The sequence below is a fragment of the Parashewanella sp. 2304DJ23-3 genome (assembly GCF_056591695.1).
In genome coordinates, this window is sequence record NZ_JBWQOH010000003.1 from 305,349 (window position 1) to 328,474 (window position 23,126).

At 36.4% G+C, this 23,126-nt stretch carries 21 protein-coding genes and 2 tRNA genes; 7 read left to right on the top strand and 16 right to left on the bottom strand.

Features of this window, described 5'->3' with window-relative positions; genetic code table 11:
* Window positions 1-32 precede the first annotated feature (32 nt).
* Window positions 33-401: a hypothetical protein gene (locus tag AC1EU2_RS09410; RefSeq protein WP_480298021.1), complete on the top strand. Its 369-nt coding sequence runs from the start codon at window positions 33-35 to the stop codon at window positions 399-401.
* 55 nt (window positions 402-456) lie between these two features.
* On the opposite strand, the gene rmf is transcribed toward AC1EU2_RS09410, so the two are convergent.
* The 3 genes from rmf to AC1EU2_RS09425 all read right to left on the bottom strand — a co-directional run bounded on the left by rmf (window position 457) and on the right by AC1EU2_RS09425 (window position 4,215).
* Window positions 457-633, bottom strand: a complete 177-nt coding sequence (rmf, locus tag AC1EU2_RS09415) for a ribosome modulation factor (protein WP_480298022.1) — start codon at window positions 631-633, stop codon at window positions 457-459.
* A 249-nt stretch (window positions 634-882) separates the two neighbouring features.
* Window positions 883-2,451, bottom strand: coding sequence for a methyl-accepting chemotaxis protein (locus tag AC1EU2_RS09420; RefSeq protein WP_480298023.1), 1,569 nt, complete (start codon window positions 2,449-2,451; stop codon window positions 883-885).
* 375 nt (window positions 2,452-2,826) lie between these two features.
* Complete coding sequence (locus AC1EU2_RS09425; RefSeq protein WP_480298024.1) at window positions 2,827-4,215, bottom strand: Na+/H+ antiporter NhaC family protein; 1,389 nt, start codon at window positions 4,213-4,215, stop codon at window positions 2,827-2,829.
* A 218-nt stretch (window positions 4,216-4,433) separates the two neighbouring features.
* On the opposite strand from AC1EU2_RS09425, the gene dacB reads away from it, so the two are divergent.
* Window positions 4,434-5,870, top strand: a complete 1,437-nt coding sequence (gene dacB, locus AC1EU2_RS09430) for a D-alanyl-D-alanine carboxypeptidase/D-alanyl-D-alanine endopeptidase (protein ID WP_480298025.1) — start codon at window positions 4,434-4,436, stop codon at window positions 5,868-5,870.
* On the opposite strand, the gene AC1EU2_RS09435 is transcribed toward dacB, so the two are convergent.
* Both AC1EU2_RS09435 and AC1EU2_RS09440 read right to left on the bottom strand, forming a co-directional pair.
* The gene (locus AC1EU2_RS09435; RefSeq protein ID WP_480298026.1) at window positions 5,867-7,618 is read right to left on the bottom strand and encodes an acyl-CoA dehydrogenase family protein; all 1,752 of its coding nucleotides are present in this window, start codon (window positions 7,616-7,618) and stop codon (window positions 5,867-5,869) included. The genes dacB and AC1EU2_RS09435 overlap by 4 nt on opposite strands.
* Window positions 7,619-7,836: 218 nt before the next feature.
* Window positions 7,837-8,442 (bottom strand): riboflavin synthase subunit alpha, encoded by a 606-nt coding sequence (locus tag AC1EU2_RS09440; protein ID WP_480298027.1) that lies wholly within the window; start codon window positions 8,440-8,442, stop codon window positions 7,837-7,839.
* A 29-nt stretch (window positions 8,443-8,471) separates the two neighbouring features.
* Here AC1EU2_RS09440 and AC1EU2_RS09445 point away from each other — a divergent pair, with 29 nt between their 5' ends.
* The gene (locus AC1EU2_RS09445; RefSeq protein ID WP_480298028.1) at window positions 8,472-9,827 is read left to right on the top strand and encodes an MATE family efflux transporter; all 1,356 of its coding nucleotides are present in this window, start codon (window positions 8,472-8,474) and stop codon (window positions 9,825-9,827) included.
* 121 nt (window positions 9,828-9,948) lie between these two features.
* Window positions 9,949-10,025: transfer RNA gene (locus AC1EU2_RS09450), tRNA-Val, on the top strand.
* Between the two features lie 652 nt (window positions 10,026-10,677).
* Here the strand turns inward: AC1EU2_RS09450 and AC1EU2_RS09455 are convergent.
* From AC1EU2_RS09455 to AC1EU2_RS09475, 5 genes are all read right to left on the bottom strand, one after another.
* Entirely contained in the window at window positions 10,678-10,851 is a 174-nt protein-coding gene (locus AC1EU2_RS09455) for a DUF1848 family protein (protein WP_480298029.1), read from the bottom strand.
* Between the two features lie 180 nt (window positions 10,852-11,031).
* The gene (locus AC1EU2_RS09460; RefSeq protein ID WP_480298030.1) at window positions 11,032-11,859 is read right to left on the bottom strand and encodes an EamA family transporter; all 828 of its coding nucleotides are present in this window, start codon (window positions 11,857-11,859) and stop codon (window positions 11,032-11,034) included.
* Complete coding sequence (locus AC1EU2_RS09465) at window positions 11,856-13,082, bottom strand: ATP-grasp domain-containing protein (protein ID WP_480298031.1); 1,227 nt, start codon at window positions 13,080-13,082, stop codon at window positions 11,856-11,858. The genes AC1EU2_RS09460 and AC1EU2_RS09465 overlap by 4 nt, the downstream gene beginning before the upstream one ends.
* 13 nt (window positions 13,083-13,095) lie before the next feature.
* Window positions 13,096-14,355, bottom strand: coding sequence for an MFS transporter (locus AC1EU2_RS09470; RefSeq protein WP_480298032.1), 1,260 nt, complete (start codon window positions 14,353-14,355; stop codon window positions 13,096-13,098).
* Window positions 14,356-15,554: 1,199 nt separating this feature from the next.
* The gene (locus AC1EU2_RS09475) at window positions 15,555-16,334 is read right to left on the bottom strand and encodes a S1 family peptidase (RefSeq protein ID WP_480298033.1); all 780 of its coding nucleotides are present in this window, start codon (window positions 16,332-16,334) and stop codon (window positions 15,555-15,557) included.
* Window positions 16,335-16,556: 222 nt separating this feature from the next.
* Here AC1EU2_RS09475 and AC1EU2_RS09480 point away from each other — a divergent pair, with 222 nt between their 5' ends.
* The 3 genes from AC1EU2_RS09480 to AC1EU2_RS09490 all read left to right on the top strand — a co-directional run bounded on the left by AC1EU2_RS09480 (window position 16,557) and on the right by AC1EU2_RS09490 (window position 18,830).
* Complete coding sequence (locus AC1EU2_RS09480) at window positions 16,557-16,745, top strand: type II toxin-antitoxin system Phd/YefM family antitoxin (RefSeq protein WP_480298034.1); 189 nt, start codon at window positions 16,557-16,559, stop codon at window positions 16,743-16,745.
* 416 nt (window positions 16,746-17,161) lie between these two features.
* Window positions 17,162-17,245 (top strand) — tRNA-OTHER (locus AC1EU2_RS09485).
* A gap of 232 nt (window positions 17,246-17,477) precedes the next feature.
* Window positions 17,478-18,830 (top strand): DEAD/DEAH box helicase, encoded by a 1,353-nt coding sequence (locus AC1EU2_RS09490; RefSeq protein WP_480298035.1) that lies wholly within the window; start codon window positions 17,478-17,480, stop codon window positions 18,828-18,830.
* Between the two features lie 97 nt (window positions 18,831-18,927).
* Here the strand turns inward: AC1EU2_RS09490 and AC1EU2_RS09495 are convergent, their stop codons facing one another.
* The 6 genes from AC1EU2_RS09495 to AC1EU2_RS09520 all read right to left on the bottom strand — a co-directional run bounded on the left by AC1EU2_RS09495 (window position 18,928) and on the right by AC1EU2_RS09520 (window position 22,965).
* Entirely contained in the window at window positions 18,928-20,472 is a 1,545-nt protein-coding gene (locus AC1EU2_RS09495) for a hypothetical protein (protein ID WP_480298036.1), read from the bottom strand.
* Between the two features lies 1 nt (window position 20,473).
* Window positions 20,474-21,376 (bottom strand): ABC transporter ATP-binding protein, encoded by a 903-nt coding sequence (locus AC1EU2_RS09500; protein WP_480298037.1) that lies wholly within the window; start codon window positions 21,374-21,376, stop codon window positions 20,474-20,476.
* A 338-nt stretch (window positions 21,377-21,714) separates the two neighbouring features.
* Window positions 21,715-21,933 carry a hypothetical protein gene (locus AC1EU2_RS09505; protein ID WP_480298038.1) on the bottom strand — a complete coding sequence of 73 codons (219 nt, stop codon included), beginning with the start codon at window positions 21,931-21,933 and terminating at the stop codon, window positions 21,715-21,717.
* 51 nt (window positions 21,934-21,984) lie between these two features.
* A complete protein-coding gene (locus tag AC1EU2_RS09510) occupies window positions 21,985-22,113 on the bottom strand; it encodes a hypothetical protein (RefSeq protein WP_480298039.1) in 129 nt (42 codons plus the stop codon).
* A gap of 221 nt (window positions 22,114-22,334) precedes the next feature.
* Window positions 22,335-22,631, bottom strand: coding sequence for a hypothetical protein (locus AC1EU2_RS09515; RefSeq protein WP_480298040.1), 297 nt, complete (start codon window positions 22,629-22,631; stop codon window positions 22,335-22,337).
* 1 nt (window position 22,632) lies between these two features.
* Window positions 22,633-22,965: a hypothetical protein gene (locus tag AC1EU2_RS09520; protein WP_480298041.1), complete on the bottom strand. Its 333-nt coding sequence runs from the start codon at window positions 22,963-22,965 to the stop codon at window positions 22,633-22,635.
* Window positions 22,966-23,126: the final 161 nt, after the last annotated feature.

The window sequence follows — 23,126 nt, forward strand, 5'->3', positions numbered from 1 at the left end:
GGCTGAACAGCTCCTTTTTTAATGGATATATAATGATGAAATGGATTTATTTTATAGGTTTTGTTTTTGCTTTTTTTGTTTTAACTGGATGTAAATCTAAAGAAGCCAATAGTCACTTTAAACCAGCTGTTTTAGTTGAGAAATCAAATCAGAATATCGTTTCTAGCGTCATCGAGAAACAATTAAAACTGACGTCATTTCTAATGTCAGAAACAGCATTTTTAACCTCATCAGAGATAAGTATAGATTCACCCCTTATTTTGATTAATGGCGTCCTTACAGATACTCGGACTCGTTCAACAACTAAAATCCAACTTTTAAAAGCCAGTGATACTTGTTATTTAAAATTTGGAAAGGGTGATCCAATAGTAATTAACGGTATTCAATGCATTTCAAAATAAAAAAACGCCAGAAAAAATCTGGCGCTTAAATGTTACGATTATAAAATTGTTTTGATTATTTAATTGGAATTCCATTTAACCTATCATCAACACCTTGTCTCCATCCTCCTAACCATTGAGAACGGGGATCAGGGTTCAAATATGGACAATTATCCTTAGATCTTCCACACATACCGGCTTGGAAACCTTTTGCAAATGCACGCTCTAAGCGATCACGTTTTTGTCTTTTCATATTCATGTCCTCAGTTACAGCAATTTTCCGTAATATCTAGCTAATAACTGTTTTGTTTAATCTTGCTTGTTACGTGTAATAACAAGAAGTTTTGAACAGAAAAGAAACGTCAAACAAACAAAAATCAAACATAAACAGAGCTTATAATTATAACTTTTAAGGATTATGGTCAAGCATTTTTAGATTAATTTTTGAGCGATCTGATTAATTTACGTACTCACACTTCTATATTACCTTTCCGTTGAGAGCTTATTTTATGGCAAATCGACTTATCAACGAACGGAAAATACCGACTGTATTCTCTAACTTGTGTGATGCCTCAAGTGATTGTGCTGACGCTTCTCTTGTGTGGTTAGAGCCATCAGCAATATCTACAATCTGTTGGTTGATATGATCAGCTACTGAACTTTGCTCTTCAACTGCCGCAGACATCTGAAATGTCATATCGGTAATTTGCTTTACAGCATCTCTAATTTCACTAAGTGCATTTTTAGTTTTATCAACAACTTGAACACCATCCCCCGCTACTATTTGCCCCTGCTTTGCGGCTTCAACAGCTGAACTTGCTCTTTTTGAAAGCTCTTGAACAACATTGTGAATTTGATCTGTCGATTCTCGCGTTTTAGATGCTAATGCCCTCACCTCGTCAGCGACCACACTAAAACCTCGCCCATGCTCACCCGCTCGAGCAGCTTCAATAGCGGCATTCAATGCTAACAAATTTGTTTGATCTGCAATTGTAGTGATTAAGTCAGCAGCTTGACCAATCTGACTCGTTGAATCAGCGAGCTCCTGAACCGTTACTGCAATCGATTTAACGGAATCATTCAGATTATGAATCACTTTCAATGCATCACCTGCTAAACTGACGCCTGAATCAACATTATGAATGGCCGTTTCAGCGCTTGATGAGTTTGACTCAATCTTTTCAGCGACTTCTTGGATAGCTTGAGACATTTCAGTAATTGCTGATGCAATCTGTTGTGTTGCTGCACCTTGTTCTTCTACAGCAGACGCCGTCCTTTTCGCCTCTGTTTGTGTAATGTCAGTAATTTCATCCAAACTCGTGACGGAATCATTAATTCTTGTCAAAGCAGTTCTTGAGCGTGCAATTTCTGTCGCTAACACCAATTTAGCTTGTGCTGCGATTCCACGTTCAGGAAAATAAGTCTGAGCAACCTCTACATTTGAATATGACTGTGGGCTGATTTTCATCAAACTCTTCCACTCAGATTGTCTAAAGAATAAAACCCAGAATATACTTAACAGTCCAAAACCAGCCGAGATTAATCCAGCGGATGGTGAGTGGAAAACAGCGAGTACTATCGACGCTAATATTGCAGGAACGGATACAGACAAGGTTTGACCGACAAAATCTTTTAACTTCTCAACCCAAGAAACCGAATTCTGCCCATTTGAAAGCCTTTTATACGCCTTTTCTGCTCTCTTTTTCTCTGATTCATCAGCCGCAACTCGTACGGATTCATAGCCGACCAATTTATCTGCTTCGAATACCGGGGTTACAAAAGCACTAACCCAATAGTGATCACCATTTTTACGCCTATTCTTAACAAGTCCCATCCAAACTTGACCTTTCTGAAGTGTGCTCCACATCTCAGCAAATACAGGTTTGGGCATATCTGGGTGGCGAATAAGATTATGAGGAGAGCCAATCAACTCATCACGTTGGTAGCCACTCATTTCTACAAATGCTTCATTACAATGTTTTATAATCCCTTTCGCATCAGTTGAAGATATCAGCCTTTCACTACCTTTGAATGGGTACTCGCGATTGGTAACAGGTAAGTTTTTACGCATTTAAAATCCCTTTAAATCTCGTTTAACTTTGATTGGATTCACTCAATATAATCACTTACTTTTTGTAATGACTTGAGCTAGGCAGTTAAAGTATAACAAGACATTAGCACTCTGCTTAGAAATCAGTATGCAGAGTGTCTAAATAACAAAAAAAGAATTTTAACAGTCATTTGCACATCATGATATCGTCAATTATTTATCTCCAGAATAACACCTGCAGAACCACAATCTACTTAACACCCCTTTAACAGTTCAAAAATCCTATCTTGTTACAAAAGTCAGATACATAACCCATAAATGCCAAGCTTTATAGTTTTTATGAACAGCGCCACCAAACTGACGCCACTGTAATATTTTTGTAATAATTGATTATTATTAAGCCATTGCGATAAAACCAATAAACGCTAGGGTCGCAGCGATTAATGTATAAGGCAGTTGAGTCACGGCATGGCTCACTAAATTGCACCCTGAACCTTGTGCAGCGAGTACCGTTGAATCCGAATAAAAACAAGCTTGGCTACCAAAAGACGAGGCCGATAATAGCGCCCCAATAACTAACGGTATATTTGCATCCATCGACTGAGCCAACGGCATAACAATTGGAATTGTGACAGCAAAAATCCCCCAACTCGAACCCGTTGCAAATGCAAGTACTGCCATAGAAAGAAACACCACAGCAGGCAATAATTGAGGAGTCATAAACCCTTCAAGTGAATAGATCACATACTTGGGTAGCAACAATTGATCACAAACATCTTTAAATATAAATGCAGCAACAACGGTACCAATTGCAGGAAGCATACTTTTGAAACCATCAAACATCTGCTCCATCATCTCTGATAACGGCATGAGTTTCTGACAAAAATAAAATGGTAAAGTTATAGCTAAAGTTGCAAGTAATCCCTTCCAAACATCAATATCAAAGTAAATCGTAAATGCAATCAAGAGTATAATCGGGACTAAAAAGTTATAAAGTTTGCCATGTGGCTTTGCTTGTTTGAACTCGTCCTCGATAGCCTGCACAGCATAGTCGTCAGCAGTATGAACGTCGTTGCTAAATGGTACTTTTTGTTGTTCAATTCCAGCTTGTGCTTTTAATTCAGCATTTTTCATTGGGCCAAATATAGGTATAACGCCCATGATCACGAGTACTACTACGAATAGTGATAACAATGGGTAAAGCATATATGGAATAGCTGAAGCATATACAGCAATGCCCTCTCCGGTTGATGCAATACCATTATCAACTAATAAACTCCCAAAAAATACAGCCCAGGTTGAAAGTGGAACTAAGACGCAAATTGGCGCTGCTGTTGAATCTACGACATAGGCTAACATCTCTCTACTTATTTTATATTTGTCCGTCACCCTCTTCATTGATTCACCGACAGTTAATGCATTTAGGTAATCGTCTATGAAAATGACAACACCTAAGCAAAAAGTCATGACCAATGATGACTTCCTTCCTTTAGCGAGCTTTAAGGATGTAGTACCAAAAGCACTTGCTCCGCCTGTTCGAACCAAGAGCGAAATCAACGCACCAAAGCTTCCACATACAAGAATTAACCAACCTATTGTTTCATCACCCATAACGCTGAGTGAAATATCAGCAAGTTTACTGAGAATAAATTCAGGATTCGGTTTAAGTAGTATGAGTCCAGATATAGACCCAATAATTAATGATAAAATTGGCCGCCTTAGCCAGATGGCTAATACTAAAACAACAACAGGTGGAATCATGCTGATTGCTGAAGGTTCGGTCATTTTCTATAACTCTCTATTGTTATTGTGAAAAGACGTTATTAAGACGTAACGTACATATTCTTTTAAGCTAAATTGGAAGCGAAAAATAATCGGCTAGCACTAGTTAGTCAATAAAAAGTTATTGATGAGTAAAATTAATCGATTTTTGAACAGTTTCTTTTGCTATTTACGTGGGTACTTGCATACTTGAGCTAATAACTTTAGTTACAAAGAATGAAATGATTAACCAAAAAGCATTTAAGCCAATTTTATTATTGCTCTTTTTATTCTCATCACAAGCTTTAGCAGTAGACCCATTAGACATTCTAATTACAGCCGTTAAGCCTAAGAGCTCCTCTGTCTCAGTTGCTGTTTGGGACTTAACCTCTAATAAACCTGTATATAGCTATAATTCTCGTCAATTAATGTTACCTGCAAGTACTCAGAAACTCTTTATTGCATCTTCAGCCCTCAAAGAGTTGGGGCCCAAATTTCATTATCAAACATCAATAGAGAGCAATGGCAACGTAATCAATGGTACGTTAATCGGAAATTTATATATAAGATTTGATGCCGATCCAAGTTTGACCACAAATGACTTATATACGTTATTACAACAGGTTAAAGCGCAAGGAATAAAACACATTTCGGGTGATGTGCTTTTGTCCGCACCTCTCAAAAAATCCTCGAGAGCAAAAGGATGGGTTTGGGATGATTTAGGGATTTGTTTTGCAGCTCCGATCTCTGGATATATTCTTGATAAAAACTGCGTTACTGCAGAGCTTTTACCGACGAAGGGAAACAAAAGTAAAGTACATCTTTTTAAACATGTTCCACTACAAATTACCAGTAATGTGTATTTTGACCCAAAACACGTCCAACAAGATTGTCAAATGGAGTTAAATAAGGTTTCAATCAACCATTATGTTATTGATGGTTGCCATCAGATTAAAAGGAACGTGCCTTTAGAAGTCGCAATCCCCGATCCACAACAATTCGCTTTAGACTTCGTAGCTCAGAGTTTATCTGAACTTGGGATACGAGTGTCAGGTCGGATTTCGAACAATAAAATCAACCTCATTTCTAATAATTTGCATATTGGAAAAGTGATTGCCCGCCATAACTCTGAAAATCTTCCTGCTTTACTTAAAGAAATGCTATTAAATTCGGACAACATGATTGCAGATACATTGACGAAGAAGATTGGTCAACTTGAATTCAAAACACAAGGTAGCTTTGTCAACGGTACCCGTGCGATCAAAAAAACGATGAAGAGTTTAGGCGTAGATATTTCTGATGCCGTACTTGCCGATGGTTCAGGCTTATCAAGATATAATCTAGTTTCAGCTCACCAATTATTAGAAACCGTTAAGGCAATTCACAACACTCCTGCTCTAAAGCTATTGACGCACGCTTTACCTGTTGCCGGACGAAGTGGCACGCTTCTCAATAAGCATGCTTTTAACCACCCTCCTTTAAAAGATGTTATCACAGCTAAAACGGGCTCAATGAGTGGTGTCAGTTGTCTTGCTGGATACATCAATATTAGAGGGAAGCATCATTATGCTTTCGCAATTTTAGAAAATGGTATTAGTCATCAAGACTCAAAAAAGCAGCCATTCGAAGCTGCTTTCTTAAAAGGGTTTATAGAGCAGGTTAAAAGTGGGAATATCTAAAACTTATCCACCTCAAGATTCATAATTCCTGTTTTCATAACTGAAAGCTGCTCAAGTAACCCTGTAGCTTTGGGCATAAAAGTATCAAAATAATACTCGCAAAGAATACTTTTAGTTTCAAAACAGACTTGTTGACTATCTACTGATTTTTCAAGCATCAATAACCAAAAATATCCGTAAATGATATAGCCTGTGGCATCTAAGTAATTAACTGCATTGAGGTTAATTAGGTTTACATCTTCTTTGCTTTTGATTGCTATCTGCTCACCTACATTTTCAAGCTTTGAAAATAGCTGCAGTAATTGCTTAACTTTTTTATCATCACCCACTTTAAATAAGTGCAGATCTTTCCTAAAAGAATGCAAAAGATGCTTTAACGATTTCAGCTCATCTTTCACTACCTTACGGCCTAGAAAATCGAGCGCTTGTATCCCATTTGTTCCCTCATAGATTTGAGCGATTCGGTTGTCTCTGACAATTTGCTCAATACCCGTTTCCCTTATGTACCCGTGACCACCAAAAACTTGCTGGGCTGCAATGGCACTTTCTAAGCCTCGATCGGTAAAAAAAGCTTTTGTAATGGGCGTTAGGAGTAATGCTAGATTTAATGAATTGGTTTGGCGCTCACCTTGTGCATATTTACTCAAATCCAACTGCTTTGCGGTAAATACAGATAATGCTCTACCTGCTTCAGTTAAACATCTAATATTCAATAACGTTCTGCGTACATCCCCGTGGTGAATCAGAGCACTAGCCGCTATTTTTTCACCCGATGCAGATATAGCACTGCCTTGCACCCTTTCTTTTGAATATTTGCTGGCTAATTGGTAGGCAAACTCTGAATTGGCTAGTCCTTGAATGCCTATAGCAAGACGCTCGTAATTCATCATAGTGAACATACAAGCTAATCCTTTGCCTTCTTCACCGATTAAGTACCCTGCCGATCCCTCATAATGCATCACACAAGTTGCTGAACCATGAAGTCCCATTTTATGCTCAATTGAACCAACGGTTACGTTATTGAATTCACCAAGACCTTCGAATTGATTGCAGTGAAACTTAGGAACCACAAACAGTGACAGTGCATTTTGGCCTTTAATTTTAGCTAACACTAAATGCACAATATTTTCGGCTAGATCATGTTCTCCGGCTGTGATAAATATTTTGGAACCTGAAATGAGGTAATGTTCATCCTGTTGTACTGCAGTCGTTTTTAAGTGTCTCAGGTCAGAGCCTGCATGAGCTTCAGTCATCGCCATTGCTCCAGCCCATTCACCGCTATACATTTTAGGCAGGAAAAAGTTTTTTAATTTCTCACTTCCGTGTGATTCGATGCAAAGTGCTGCGCCACTGGTTAAAGAATTGTATAAAGTGAAAGAATTAGAAGCAGAATAAAACATTTCATCAGCCAGAACGCCAAGCATTTTGGGCATCCCCATCCCCTGAAACTCATCATTGCCGCACAAACCTATCCACCCCCCAGCTGCAACTTCTTGATAAGCTTCCTTAAAGCCATCGGGGGTGACGACTGTTTTATCAACAAGTTTGACGCCTTGTTCATCTGAGTTTCGGTTTAATGGTGCAATTAACTCCTCACTCAGCTTACTTGCCTCACTCAAGATTGCTGAAGCAGTTTCACTATCAAGCACATTTTCGAATTTGGGTAATTGCTGCCATACATTATCGGCATCAAATACATCGTTTAATAAAAATTCCATTTCATTGATAGGTGCTTGATAAGGGTACATTTTAGAATCCAATAAAAATTTAAACACTTGTTTAAATTTAAGTGTATCTCAACTAAAAAACAAGCAGGAATTCATTATATCGAATGAAGAAAGGGGTTTATATTTGTAAAAAAGGAAACTTTTAAAAGCTTGCCTCTCAACTGAAATTAAAAATGGACTTAAGTAGATTTCAGAAAAATCATATTGAAGCGAGGTCGTTTAAAATACCTCGCTATATATCAAGATTGCTTCAAATACCTCTCAACAGTATTCACAATTGTCTGTGTTTGACTGTCGATCTCAATATTAAATGCATCTCCAACGGTGTAGCTTTCAAGGTTTGTAAGCCTCAGCGTTTCTGGTATCAAGTGTATAAGAAACTTATTTTCTTTAATCTTTCCTACAGTTAGGCTGCACCCATTGATTGCAATAAAACCCTTATACATAATGTACTTCATCCACTGTGAAGGAAGTTCCACCTCAATATTATAGTGCTCATCAGTATTAGAAATTTTTACTATTTTAGCTTGAGTTTGGATATGACCTGATAAAACATGCCCTCCAATCTCACAGCCAAAAGTTAAGGAGCGTTCAATATTTACTTTATCCCTCACTTTTAAAAAATTTAAATTTGTGAGCGCTAAAGTTTCTTCCATCACATCGAAAAAGACACTATCATTCTCGTGTTTTGTAACGGTAAGGCAAACCCCATTAACCGCAACACTGGCACCTATTTTAAGCCCCTGAGTTAAATGCGATTCAATGTCTAGCTCTAAAACTTTTAAGCCGGGTTTTGCTTCTATCGAAACCACTTTACAAGTGGCTTGTACAATTCCAGTAAACATATTTCTTCTCTGATTTATTTAGGAATTTTATGAATCATTCAGGCTATCAAGTCAAACGCTTGATCCAACTTGCCCTGCCTATTCTCATTGCGCAAGTCACCCAAACACTAATGGGGTTTATTGATACGGTAATGGCTGGGAGAATAAGTGCAACAGATATGGCTGCAGTCGCTGTAGGCACAAGCCTATGGACCCCTGCAATTTTATTTGTCCAAGGCTTGCTACTAATCTTTACACCGTTTATTTCACACCATTATGGTGCCAATCAATTAAAAGCCATTCCAAAACTTGCTTATCAAGGTGTTTACCTTGGTTTAATTGGTGCTGCCATTGTAATTTTACTCTTGAGTTATTCAGAAGTATTTTTATCTAAAATGTCTATAGAGCCTGCTCTAGCTCAATTAACTCTCGGGTATATCGATGGTATAAAATGGGGCGCACCAGCATTCGTATTATATCAAGTTTTACGATGTTGCAGTGAAGGTATTTCATTCACAAAGCCAACTATGATCATTGGTTTTGTAGGATTGCTGATCAATGTTCCTGCAAATTACATTTTTATAAATGGCCACTTTGGAATGCCTGCACTAGGTGGTGCTGGTTGTGGTATTGCCACAGCACTTGTTATATGGGGAATGTTCTTGGCCATGACCATTTATGTTCTCTGCAGCCAAAAATTTAAACCTTTAAATCTTTTTTCTCATATTTATGCTCCTGACTTAAACATGATGAAGGAAATGTTTATTGCAGGTATGCCAATTGCAATGGCACTACTTTTTGAAGTCAGTTTATTTGCCGTGATTGCGCTCCTTCTTGCACCGCTAGGTTCAAATGTGGTGGCCAGTCATCAGATTGCTTTAAACTTCTCATCAATAGTCTTTATGTTACCTTTATCAATTGGCATGGCCGTTACCATTCGGATCGGATATTATTTGGGTAGAAATCAGCCAGAAATCGCTAAAACGGTAACCAAAGTCGGGTTAATGGTCGCATTTGGTTTGGCTGTAGTCACCGCTTTAATCACTGTCATTTTAAAAACACCCATTGCCTACCTTTATAATGATAACCCTACAGTAGTATCACTGGCTGCTGGCCTCATGTTTTTAGCCGCCTTGTACCAGTTATCCGATTCAGTACAGGTAGTGGCCGCAGGCGCATTAAGAGGCTATAAAGATACTAAAAGCGCTTTCTATATTACGCTTATCTCATACTGGGGGATCGGAATGAGTCTCGGCTATGTTTTAGGAAGAACAGATTATATTGTTCCAGCCATGGGCGCCGAAGGTTTTTGGATAGGGTTAATTGCAGGCTTATCTTCAGCTGCGATATTATTTGCATTCAGACTTATTGTTATTCAAAAAAGACATAAAATACCTGAAAACTGAAGCAGAATTGATCAATATGAGCGACAAGCGAGCAATCAAATTAAATTTATTAATTTATTGCTTGCTAGCAGCTTCAACAATGCATATTATAAGCGCCGTTCAAACGAACACTTCAAAATATACAACCGTAGCTCAGTTGGTTAGAGCACTACCTTGACATGGTAGGGGTCGGTGGTTCGAATCCACTCGGTTGTACCAATTCTTTAAATTACTTTTTTCAATAAAAATTATTTTTTTGATTAACAAAATCAGATTGTAAATATTATTTTAATGTAACTAATATATTGTATTTCATATAGTTACACCTAAACTTGAGAACCTATTCAAGCGATCACTGCCAGTCAATTTTCTATTAATTCGTCCAGTTATTTGTGTGATTTAAATGTAAGTTTATCTTCAGAGAACTCTGTGAATTTACAATTGTGACTTATTTTGACCAACTCATGGGCGCAATTACATTTCAGAAACGTTTCTAGGTGACAACAACAGTAATAACCATTTTAACTACTCAACAAGATAGACGAGGATAGCTTGGTAATAAAATCTGCTTCAACCTGAATCATCACACATCCTTGCTTGAGCAACTAACGCCACATTAAGGTGTAAGCAACGCTACCACGAAGCAAACCATTACACCTTAAACACGAAACCCAACGATGGAACTGAAAATGTCAAGCGTTGGGAATCACTCTTAAATGCGTTGTTATACAACTCTCTAGAACAACGAGGTTTGAATCTCTATCGGCTCATTAAAATGCTCAACCCCTTTAGAGTCTCCAACCAAACCAGATGGATCATGTTTTTTAAAATTGTTATTAGCTTGCCCCTTGTTATCAGTTGCGTAACAGTATTAGCATCCATGCAAGCACGTATTATCCCTCCCAATATCGACACTTTTTACACATCCACACTCCAATCGTTGATTCTTGTCCTTACCATCTTTAATAGAAATACCAAATATATTATTCATAAGGTTATAATCAATACATTTACCTTTTCCTATCCCAAGGTGACTCAATTCCACACCTTCAGAACATGTGGTTATACTCAGCCTGTACTGATTGCGAAATGATATGGGAAGGTTGGGATACGCTTCAATCTTACGATGATGGTTACCGAGTAGCAAAAGAAATGCTGGCCGATGGTGAGATACTTTGAAATATGATCAAGAGACAGCTATTAAAAGTACTGCGAGATGTCGGGGTCATTCATTATTTGCAAGCCATAAGCTTAATGCGGCAATACTGGCAATAGAAAATGCTAATAAGTTAAATTTTTGGCTATTGATCCAGAAATCCAGCAATAATACTAATACGGGTATCACACTAATAAAATTAGAAAATGTTATTACAGGTATATATTTAATACTGTTCTGACTAAAAATGTTAGGTAATAATTGATTTGTCCATCCTATAAGTAACATCAACTTGTAATCATCCCAGTGATAATTTATTGTATTATGGTTTAATGTATGAAGGCTATAAATTACACATACGATAATACTTGTTAATAAATATCTTATTAATAATAATTGTGCTGCTGTTATTTTCCAATTACACATGTATTTTTTAGAACAAACCCAATAATAATGTAATAAGAATCCAGACAATGTTGCTAAACTGATATCTTGAATATCAGCCATTTTTATTGTATAAAATCCGCCACAAATAAAACAATAAAAAAGTATAAATTTATATCTTTCACCAATAATAGCACCAGCGAGCGCATTACTAAGAAACATTAGAGTTAAGGCTATAATAGCTGAGCTATGAATGGCTACAACATAAAAAAAATACCAACATAAGGAAATTGATGATGTTAATAATAAAATTTCCAAAGGGTATTTTTTAAAAAATGATAACGATTTTGGTAAGCCTGTTAAATTAATAAGTAGTAAACTAATGCAGGCTGTAATAGTAGTAACGCAATAAAGTGTCAACTCATCAACTTTTTGACCTACAGTGTGAACATAAATAGTTGATAGCGAGTAACATGCTATATAGCAAATAGCTAAAACATATCCTCTAATCATTGGATTATATAACTCCCATTTTTTTCTATTTCTCGTATTTTTTTAGTATCCTGTTCAATGTTATTTATCGATTCATCAGAAAGAAGAATAAAGGCTAACGTATTACTAAGAGACAAGTCTGAAACTCCACTATTAGCTGATTTTAATACAGTGATTTCATCAAATGTTCCTAAATTTTCAAACACACCAGTGTTTAAGGAATTATAACTAAACCCTAAATCATTTAACACCACAGAACGATAATGTTTACCGGAATCTATTTTTTTTATTTGCCTATTTTGAAGAACAGAACAACAAACTAAAGGTTGATCAATTTTATATTTTTTTAGACACATACAATTAGCTTGATTAGACATTCCAGATATTCTAGGATTCAGTTCAATCAAGTTAAATTGCTTACCATTTCCCATATATTCATTATGAGAAAACCCATACTGGACATCAAGTGCGTTTAATACTTTGTAATTTAATTCAGTTAACAATTTTGAGACTTCGTTATCATGAGATAAAATTTCTAGATATTGATATACAGGTTGGTCATTAATGAATTTTTTAGAATATTTGAATACAGCGGTTGTAATATGGTTTTCATCATAACTAAAAGTATCAACAAAATATTCGCACCCACGTACAAGTTGTTGCAATATAAGATCTTGATCATTGTTATAGTTAGAAAGATATGTTTTTAACTCATTCAAATTAGAAATTATTTTGACTCCTTCTGAACAATTACTATCTTGATTTGGTTTAACAATAGCATTTTGATGTTTAGCAATGAAACTATTTAAAACAGACCAATTTAATTCATCATTAGCCTTGATTAATGTTTGCTCAATCCATGGAAGGTTAGCCATATGTAAACTATCATTCATCAATGCCTTTTTGTAACGCTTTTCTGTGGTAGTAATACTATTACTTTGTTTTGGAAATAACTTCGACAATAACATGTCGCCATAGGGCAATGCTGTCTCACAGCCGATAAATCCGTATTTAATATCTACATTTGTTAATTTGGTTGTTAACATTTCTATATCATCATCTAACGAATTATGTAGATAAATAACCTGATGAAATTCATTTACGTTAAAACTATTTGCATAATATTCTTTTAGTTTTTTCTTTGTCATTAAAGCGATAATTTTGTAATTATTTTCAGAGAATGTTCTTACTAAATTTTTCGTTGAAATTATAGGATCAATAATTACAATATATTGTTCATTCATATAAACACCCTTATCATTTAAATGACTCTTTTAGAAAGAAGGCCGATACTAAAAGTAATAAAATAGAGCTAATAGGTATAGTCGACAAAGCAATTTTAAAATCATGTAATTGATATATAGTTGCTTGATTAATACTTTTACCTTTTGATGCTGACTCCATCAAAAAACCAACTAATGGTTGACCAATTAAACCACTGCTTACCACCATAAAGTTATTAAATCCTAGTGCAGCGCTTGTATTTTCAGACGGAAAGATATCTTTAATAACTGTAAAACTCAACACCTGCGTTGAGCTTCCAAAACCAATCATAAATAAAGTTATGCAAAAGAGCCAAATGGGCAAATTAAGATATATTGTCATAGTAGAGCCTACTATGCTTATGCAACTAAATAATAAAAAAGGTAATTTACGCTGTTTAAGTTTTTGGGAAATCCATCCAATGCTAAGTGAGCCAAAACAGACTCCGACCCATAATGTAGCAATTAATTGAGAACTATAATATGCATCAATTTGGTACTTCTCTGAAATAAAATGAATGCCCCATAAGGCGGCAAAAACTGTTATTGGAAACCATGATAATAATCCACATAATCCTACCCAATAAATTTGTTTTCGAGTCAAAATGTTTTTAATTATAAGTAAGATGTTATTTTTTGTTTTTTTTTCTGATGTTAAATAATTCTGTGGTTGGTCGCGTACTAATAAAATAATTAGTACTAGTAATGCCATACCAGCATAAAATAAATATAACATGGATGTTCGCCAACCATATATTATGGTTAGTTTTGAGATAACAATACCGCTAAATATGGAACCAATAGCACCAAAAAATTGTGTAAGACCAGTAACATAAGGAAAGTAGCTTAATGGTAACCAGCGAGAAGATATGATTAAAGGAGCTACAAAGGCTATTGAAGCGCCCATTCCAATAAGAAATCGACTGATAGTAAGCATTGCAGGATTATTTGCATAACTAAAACCTAATACTCCAATTACACAAATAGTCGTAAAAAATATCAACACTTTCCTAACACCGAATTTATCATATAGCAAACCTCCAGGAAATTGCATAAAAGCATAAGATACATAGAAAAATGCTAAATATATCCCTAAATCTTTTGCCGTTAATTGTAAGTTGCTCATCAGTAGCTTAGTCATAACCGATGGCGCAACTTGTGCGGTGTAATCATATAAATAAAAACACATACAAATAAAAGTAATGATTAATCCCTGCAGAGAACAAGTGTTCTGTGGTTTTTTCTTGTTGAGCATAAGTTTTCTCTTGGCTATGTTTCTCTAAAGTGCTGGTACTTCTGTAACTGATTGAAGATGGGTTGTATTAAGCTAAATAATAGTTTTATAAACGCACTATAATTCAACATGCTAGAGATCTAACAACACTAAATATGAACATAGCCTTTCTCTTTATTAAAGTTACTTACGCAAACTTAGTATGTGATTAATTTTTGTTGACCATGATCATGCCTGTAGAAGACTTTATCATTTCTGGCTCTTCGTCCTAAGACCCATTATCTCAAAAATAAACTCGTTAAATTCACACTAAATGACGAAGACCCATATTTCACAATGAGATGAACTTTTATTTATTAAGAACTGAGGACAATACGTGTCATCTGGAATATCACCACATTGTTCAACTTTACTGGAAAAAAATCAGTAAGTGATTTTATATTAAGTTTCTATAGTCGTTTTAGCTCGCTTATTGGGAAATGAGAAGTATGTGTGCCCCTAGCTGTATAATAGTCAGCATCCACATAAAAAACTTTCTTGGCTAGCTAATCTTATACTAACGTTTAAACTCATAAACTACGCAACAAAATTGATTGTTTAAGATACAATATATTACATTTTGTACTTGAAAATTAAGATTTGATTAAGACTGGATTAAGATTTGTTTAAGTTTTATGTAAACTTTAGGTCAAAGGATGATAACATTTAGAATTAATGCTCTAACGCATTTTGGGGCAAAAGCGTTTTATCCCACGCTAATGGCCATCATCAAAAATGTTCGTTTTTGCTTTTGAAAAAGCACAAATGAAAAGGTCTGTTTTTACGATAAGAAAAAGATCACTAAGAATCAGTTTTATAGGTTTTTATTAAAGTCAGATAAAGTGAGCAAACCAAACCGATAGAATTACTTAATCTGAGCAAAGAAAGTCATAGTTGCAGTTAATGTGAGCAAGGCCGAATTTATACAGTCATTTATATTGAGCAGAAAGTAACGGATAAATGCGAGCAAGTGTGCTTATGGAAGTGATCAGCTACAAGTAACACCCTAGACTATTCTCAGTACTCAATTGAAGAACTTGAAGATGTTTTAAGAATTATCGATAAATCCTCTTATCTTGAACGTTATGCAGAAGCTAAAGCTGCTCTATATGACAAGCTTAAAGATCCTGCGTCAAAATGAATTGACGAGTCAGCTCATGAAGAAACCCCAACCCCAAAGCCTATTTCGTCTCTGTTGTATTATTAGAAGAATGCTCTGCAATAATATGTTGAATCCATTCTGCGAAATATGAAATGCGAGAGTAATTTTCAATTACTCCATATTTTGCTTCTTGCCATTTTGTAGGCTCAGCGTTTTGCCATGAACTCACACCTAAAATATAGAGAGTATTACTAACTTTAAGTAGAGCAGGTCCCCCAGAGTCACCTGGACCACTAATACCTTCTAACGGTAAGGCGTTTTTAGTGCCATCAAAATTAAAGCGGATCCACTGACCACTTGTTTCTGTGACAGTATTTTGTGCAGCCCTCAAGTTATCATCTGCACCAATAACCCCAATTGTACCTGTACCAAAGTCACCGCGACCAATAAAAGTTAGGTTTTTATTAAGCTCATCGGCGTCTTCGTATAAAGCTGCAATTTCACTACCTGAAACTCCTGATTGTAATTTTACAAGAGCGATATCATTTGGAAATTGTTGTTCTTTCCATTGCGGATGTTTAATTACCTTTTTTATCTTATAATTTGAGTCTTGAAATCGTACCCTACCATCAACCTGTAGATAGTTCGCTACATGAGCCGCAGTAACCACCCAATCATTAGCAATTAAAGTTCCTGTACCTTCAACAATTTCCTTACCTTTGTAATTTCCATAGAAGGTCACTATTGATTTATTGTTTTTTGCAAAATCTCGATACTTACTATCATCGACATCATGTCTCATAATTATTGCACCAGACATAAATGACAATGCAAATAAGAAAATTAAACTCCATTTCATATAGCATCCCTCTAACGCTTGCTTAACGAGAAAATAGCTGTAAACAACAATACGAAGTGCAGCTTATGAGCTAGCTCTTTTGTCCCCTAGTTGAACCACTTTTTTTACTGATTACTCCAAGCCAAAATAACCTAATTAAAGACTATTTTAAAGAGCTATTACAGGACCACTAGAATTTTAGCCGATGTCGCAGTAAGTATCACTCAGTTGAAAGCAACCCCAATGAAAATGGCTAAAAGTACTCACTGTGCAGCAGTAGCTGTACTAAACCGAAATGACCCAGCTTTCTACTGCGAACCAGGTGAAGCATATGAGATGATGTTGAACAGATTAGAAGAACTCGAACTACTTGCTATCGCTAAAGAACGTGAATCAAAAAAGAGCACTTCGGTGAATATTGATGACCTATAAGCTGGTTTAAAAAAGACTGCAAGTAAGCAAAGCCAATGCTTGCCTCAAAATAGTTAAAAATCGACTCGACATTAGCATCCGTCTTATAACTGTTCACCTCAAAATCATAATGACCAAAAGCATCAAACAAGATGGAATCAAAATTCATATGATGGATAGTTGATCTGCTGCTAGACTAAACCAATCTATCACTAGTTACATTTTTGAAACACTAATTACACATTACAGGGAATACAAAGCTAGAGCGAAACGGGTTTCTATGACTCTAAAGTGGTCAAATTTGGAATTTTGAACTTATGCCCATTTAGTGACCATAAATTTCGATGTTATCGTCAAATAAACTCAATTATTCATAATTACAGCAAGGGGTATTTTTCTCAAAACCCTTGCTGTTAAAGGCTTTCAGAGGTTTTCCGGCAATTGTAAATGGTTTATAATTCAAGCTCTGCAACGTATTGACATGGTAGGGGTCGGTGGTTCGAATCCACTCGGTTGTACCAGTTTTATTATCTTATGTTTTTCTATTTTTAACTCAGTATTTCATTAGTTTATTAAATCTATATTTATCAATAATTGCCGTATTTTATTTCACTTTGTGCTTCTGCGTGTATAACTTTGGTCTTATATTAAAAAGGTTTTTACGGAATTTATGGCGCAATTAGTCAACTTACTGTACTCTACCGCACCTTCTCTAGATCCCTGCCTGTTAGTGGCTGTTCGTAGGTTTATTTTATGAGCTTTAAAAATCTTGGTTTATCAGACCCAATCCTTAGTGCCGTTTCAAAAAAAGGATATGAAAAACCATCCCCAATTCAAGAACAAGCTATACCACCCGTACTCGCAGGAAAAGATGTGCTAGCTGCGGCACAAACAGGTACTGGCAAAACAGCAGGTTTCACACTTCCACTTCTGGATAGATTAGACAATGGTAATAGAGTGCAACCAAATCAAGTTCGCGCACTCGTATTAACCCCTACTCGTGAACTAGCGGCACAAGTTCATGAAAGTGTAGAAGCTTACGGAAGAAACTTAAGACTACGATCTACTGTTGTCTTTGGTGGTGTAAAAATAAATCCTCAAATGATGAAGCTAAGAAAAGGTGTGGATATTTTAGTTGCTACACCAGGCCGTCTACTCGATTTGTATCATCAAAAGGCACTAAACTTTAAGCTGCTAGAAGTGTTGGTATTAGATGAAGCCGATCGCATGCTTGATATGGGCTTTATTCATGACATAAAAAAAATTCTCGCTCTGTTACCTAAACATCGCCAGAATTTAATGTTTTCAGCCACATTTTCTGATGATATTCGCGCTCTAGCGAAAACTATTGTTCATAATCCAGTTGAGATTTCGGTGACGCCACCTAACTCGACCGTTAAACGTATCGAACAATGGCTTCATGTTGTAGATAAAAGTCGTAAGATGCGTATCATCATCAAATTGATTAAGCAACATAACTGGCAACAAGTACTGATTTTCAGCCGCACTAAACATGGTGCTAATAGAATCACTCGAAACTTAATTGAATCAGGTATCAAAGCGGCCGCCATACACGGTAACAAAAGCCAAGGCGCAAGAACAAAAGCATTATCCGAATTTAAATCTGGACAAGTAAAAGTACTCGTTGCGACAGATATTGCTGCACGAGGTCTCGACATAGATCAACTGCCGCAAGTGGTTAATTTCGACTTGCCAACAGTTGCAGAAGACTACGTTCACCGTATTGGCCGCACCGGTCGAGCTGGTGCGATAGGTTGTGCTGTATCACTCGTTTCGTCAGAAGAAGCTAAGCAATTAAAAGATATTGAGAATTTGATTCAGGAGCTCATACCTCGTAAAGTAATCGAAGGTTATGAGCCCACTCACAATGTACCAGAAACAAATTTGGTTAAGCCTAAACCTAAGAAACCTAAAAAACCAAAAGTGAAGAAGACAGGTGCTGAGTCTCAGAAAGACCAGACTCAAAGCAGTGATAAGTCGCAAAAGCAAAAAAACTACAGAAAACCAAACCAAACTAAGCGCAATACAAGCCAAAATAATAACAATAGAAAAAGTACGGCAGCGAAAAAAAGAATAAGAGACTAGAGGCCGTTCCCAATCAACATTTCGATAATTATTGGGAAATGTGATTATCCGTCATTTAATCATGATGACGGATAACCAAAACTCAGAGATGTTGTCTCTATGTATGTATACCCTGCCTCTTTCTTATCATGAAAGAGAATACCAACAACGCAACAGAAATTAATACATAGGCAGTTGGAATACCACTTTCCCAGCTTGTTAGATTATGAGCGCCAAAGAAATCTAGATACAAAGCCCCCTGAAGCGGTCCCATATACCATAATACTGGAAATACAGCTTCAAACATTCGTTTTGTCCCAAACATTGATCCACAAAACATTGCAAACGCCACCATAAAGCTAATTGCCATGAAAAGTTGTATGATCAGTGTCCACTCACCAAGACTACCCAATCGAACTAAACTCCCCACGCTTGCTCCTAATAATAAAAGCCATGCGCTAAAGTAAGATGCAAAACTTTGTATCGTTGAGGACTGTCGGCTGTAGGCTATTAATTCAATAGTGCCAGCTTGTTTTTCGAATTGACCTAATTGCGAAATGACCAAAGAACACCACAGCCATGCAACAGGTAAAATCACTGTTGTTAATAATGAAATATCTACAGCTAATTGTGCAATATTTAAACCTATTAGGCCTATAAACCAATAAATGCTTCGTCCTTTCAATAACAACTTAAACTCTAAATAGACTAATTGAGTAAAAGACGTGTATTGCGTTAAGTGGTGTAAACACTGATCTAAAGTTTGATGAAGTTTAAATAAAAATTGGGTAATCACTCCATCCTGTTGTGATTTTTTAGGTTCTGTATTCAAGCGGAATCGATCAAAACAAATATAAGCGATAATCAAAGCCAAAAAGCTTATGCCAAACAGTGGCAACATGCCCGTAAAATCATGAGACTGAGGCTCTACTCCTTCCCAAACAAATGTTTTGATCGGATTTGAATCGTCTTTTGCTGCAATACCTAAGTTAGTTGTCCCAGTCTCCGAGGGAAAACGGGTCTCAACTTCGGTATCCAAAGCTTTCATCATAGCGCCAACGCCAGTTACACTCTCCAATGTATACGCAATTGAACCGAACCAAAAAAGGCAATAAGCTATATTACCAAAGCTTCCCCTGAGCCATTTAATTGATTCAAACATCAAAGCCACGGATGCAACAGCAACTAACATCGGCCAAACAAAAATCACTTGAGGCCAAATGAGTAACCAAATTTGTACATCTTGAGTTTCGTCATAATAAAGCTGTACTAAAAGGCTACTCAACACCATTACGACTGCAAATGAAGTTAGTACGACTAAATTGGTAATCCACTTTGAAAGAAGGTAATGATGTTTACTGACTGGCGTTGCCGCAATAAGCTCACAAGTTTTCGATTTTCTATCTAATTCAATGGAGTTCTTTACCAGATAAAAACAAATTAATGGCAAAAGCAATGTATTGAGCATAGCTAAACACAAACCAATCCACGCACTGTTGTAGATCCCGCGATATCCGTTAATTATCAAGGTTTGGTATTCTGAATCTGGCGAAGGGAAAAACAGTAGCGTCAAGGCTGCCATGACTAGCAACGTGACCTTATAACTCTGCTGACGCATTCTGTGCTTTAAATTACTTTGAATCGACATCCATAACAAAGACATACTAAACCTCCTCTGTTTCTAACTGCTTTGTTCTATTAGAGGTGAAATACAAATAGGCATCTTCTAATGTAGGGCTTCTTGATACAGCCTTAGCAATAGGGTTAGAGGGCGAAATGATATCAACTTCAATACCATCAGCAACTCGTTGGCTGTGGCTCACTATTACATTTCGTTGCAGGTCATTAAGTTCGCTTTTCGATACAACCGCACGCCAACATTTATTTGCTGTCGGTTGCACGATAGTGAATGGCGTTCCGGATTTCATCAATTTCCCAGATTGCATTATCGCAATTTGATCAGCGATAGATTCAATATCCGAGACAATGTGTGTCGAAAAAATAATACAGCGATCTTCTGAAAGTTCTGTCAGTAGTTGCCTAAAATTATTACGTTCGTGAGGATCTAATCCAACAGTAGGCTCATCAATAATCAACAACTTAGGATTATTAAGTAAAGCTTGAGCAATGCCTATTCTCTGCTTCATCCCACCTGAATAGCCACTTAGTGGAAGACTTTTTACGTGGGCAAGATTCAACCTATCAAGTAGATTGTTTATCGTGTCAGTGGCTTTTGCCCTATCAATCCCTTTAATACTGGCCATGTAACTCAAAAATTCAGAGCCTGAAAGCTGATCATAAACCCCAAAATACTGAGGCAAATAACCTAAATCCTGCCTTAAGATTTGAGGTTGCTTGATGATGTCTTCGCCTTGCCAGTAAACTTCACCACTTACAGGTTTAGTAATTGTTGCTAGAATACGCATCAAGCTCGATTTCCCGGCACCATTTGGGCCTAACAGTCCTGTTATCCCCGTTTTAATTGTTAAATTAAGCTGGTCTATGGCGAGTTTATGAGTTTTACCGTCTTGGTATTGATGACTCAGTGATTTAATTTCCAATTGCATCATTTATCCTTAAATTCATAGCGTCCTTTGTTTGAGCAATTTACAAGCCAAATATATAACACACTGTAATACAGGTAATTTTTAAAAATAACATCATTATTCGTATTCAAATTTTGGTTTCATTTACTAATTTTTCGTGCAAATTGATCTTACAGTTAACTGCAAATGCAGCCATTCATTTAATGTATATAAAACAGCTCGATGCACTGTAAAACTGGAGCCAAGCAGTCTTGACGAAAAAGTGCTCACAAAACGCTGAACTTTATAGATTGGATAATGGAAGCAACTCAGAGTGATAAAGCTCAGCGATTCACTGAGCTTTATACATTTTTATCGTTTTAAGACTGTTCTTCTGTACTCGCTTGCGAAAGCAGCGTGAAGCTTCCACTGCCTAAATCTGCTTTTAGCGTTTCGTCTTCGTCTCGATTTCGGCTGCTATTCGGGTTAACGTACACTTTAGCCGACACTTTATATTTTCGTAAATTGCTTACACCTCGTAATTGAACAGGAACCATCTGTCTTTGTGCACGTCTTTTTGAAATACGTTGCTGAAGCACAAACACTTCTCCGGTATCAACAGACTCTACGATGAGCTCAACGATATCTCCCTAAACTACGGTTTCAGGCAAATCGACAATGGCTTTGTTATTACTCGAGCCTTCAAGATGCTCTGAAATGATGAGTTCACCTGTGCCATGAAGTGCTGAAACATTTGCTCCTAGCACTAATGCAAACAAGGACTATTTCGCTTTCCTTTTGAATTCCTTGTTTAATTTCCAGTAAGTTCTTTGCGACGATTTCCGAAAAGATGCTCACCTTTATAAGAACTCAAAATGAAAGCTATGTTTCAGTAAAAAGAAGGTTAAACCTATATAGCACTGATTTAATTAAATAAATGCCACCTCAAAAAAAGATACATCAATCGTTAATGTACCTTCTCTCTGTAAAATATGTGATTCTAACTAGGACATTTTTCTGATTGAATTGAGTAAGTTATGGTATGACCAAATAAATATCGACTAGAAAGGTAATCATTGACGGTTTGCTCGCACCATTCTAATGCCTCAGCTTGATCTTTATACCCTTTACCTTTCGCTTTCCAGCATTGCTGCTCGTCGTGCTGACGGTCTTCTACATAAAGCGCAAGCGAAGTCACAATTTTACATGACTTATATCTAGGTGAAGCTTTATCAGAACTTGAACCACCGCATGCTGTCAATGCAAGACAAGCACCTAAAATAAATGCCTTCTTCATATCAAGCCTCAGTATTTTCAAGTTTAAATGATTCATTGATTATCACTTGACTACCACATTGCACTTCAAAGTAGTCGTGAACCAAATCAGTCAACAGTAATTCAAGATATGAATAACCTTCGCAATGAAAAGACACACCAGATGATGGTGAAAGACTTAATTCTTTGCCATAGATATCAATTTTTACGGTTTCACTTGAACGATTTTGAATTGATAGTTTATTGGAATCGATTGAATTAACTTCAACATTTTGGATTGGAGAAGCTAATTGGCTTGCTACTGCTAAATTAGCGGTCATCAACCCTGCTAATAATGCCAGCCCTAATTTTTTCATTATTTAATTGTCCCTTTACAACTGTAATTTTCAGTAAAGCTTTGGTTAAAAAGATCAAACCTTAGCTTTACTGAACGGGATGTTATTTGTTTTTAAATTTAGGGCAATAATTTATTGATAAATAACCAACAAATGTGATCGAAATCAACTTTTTATTAAAG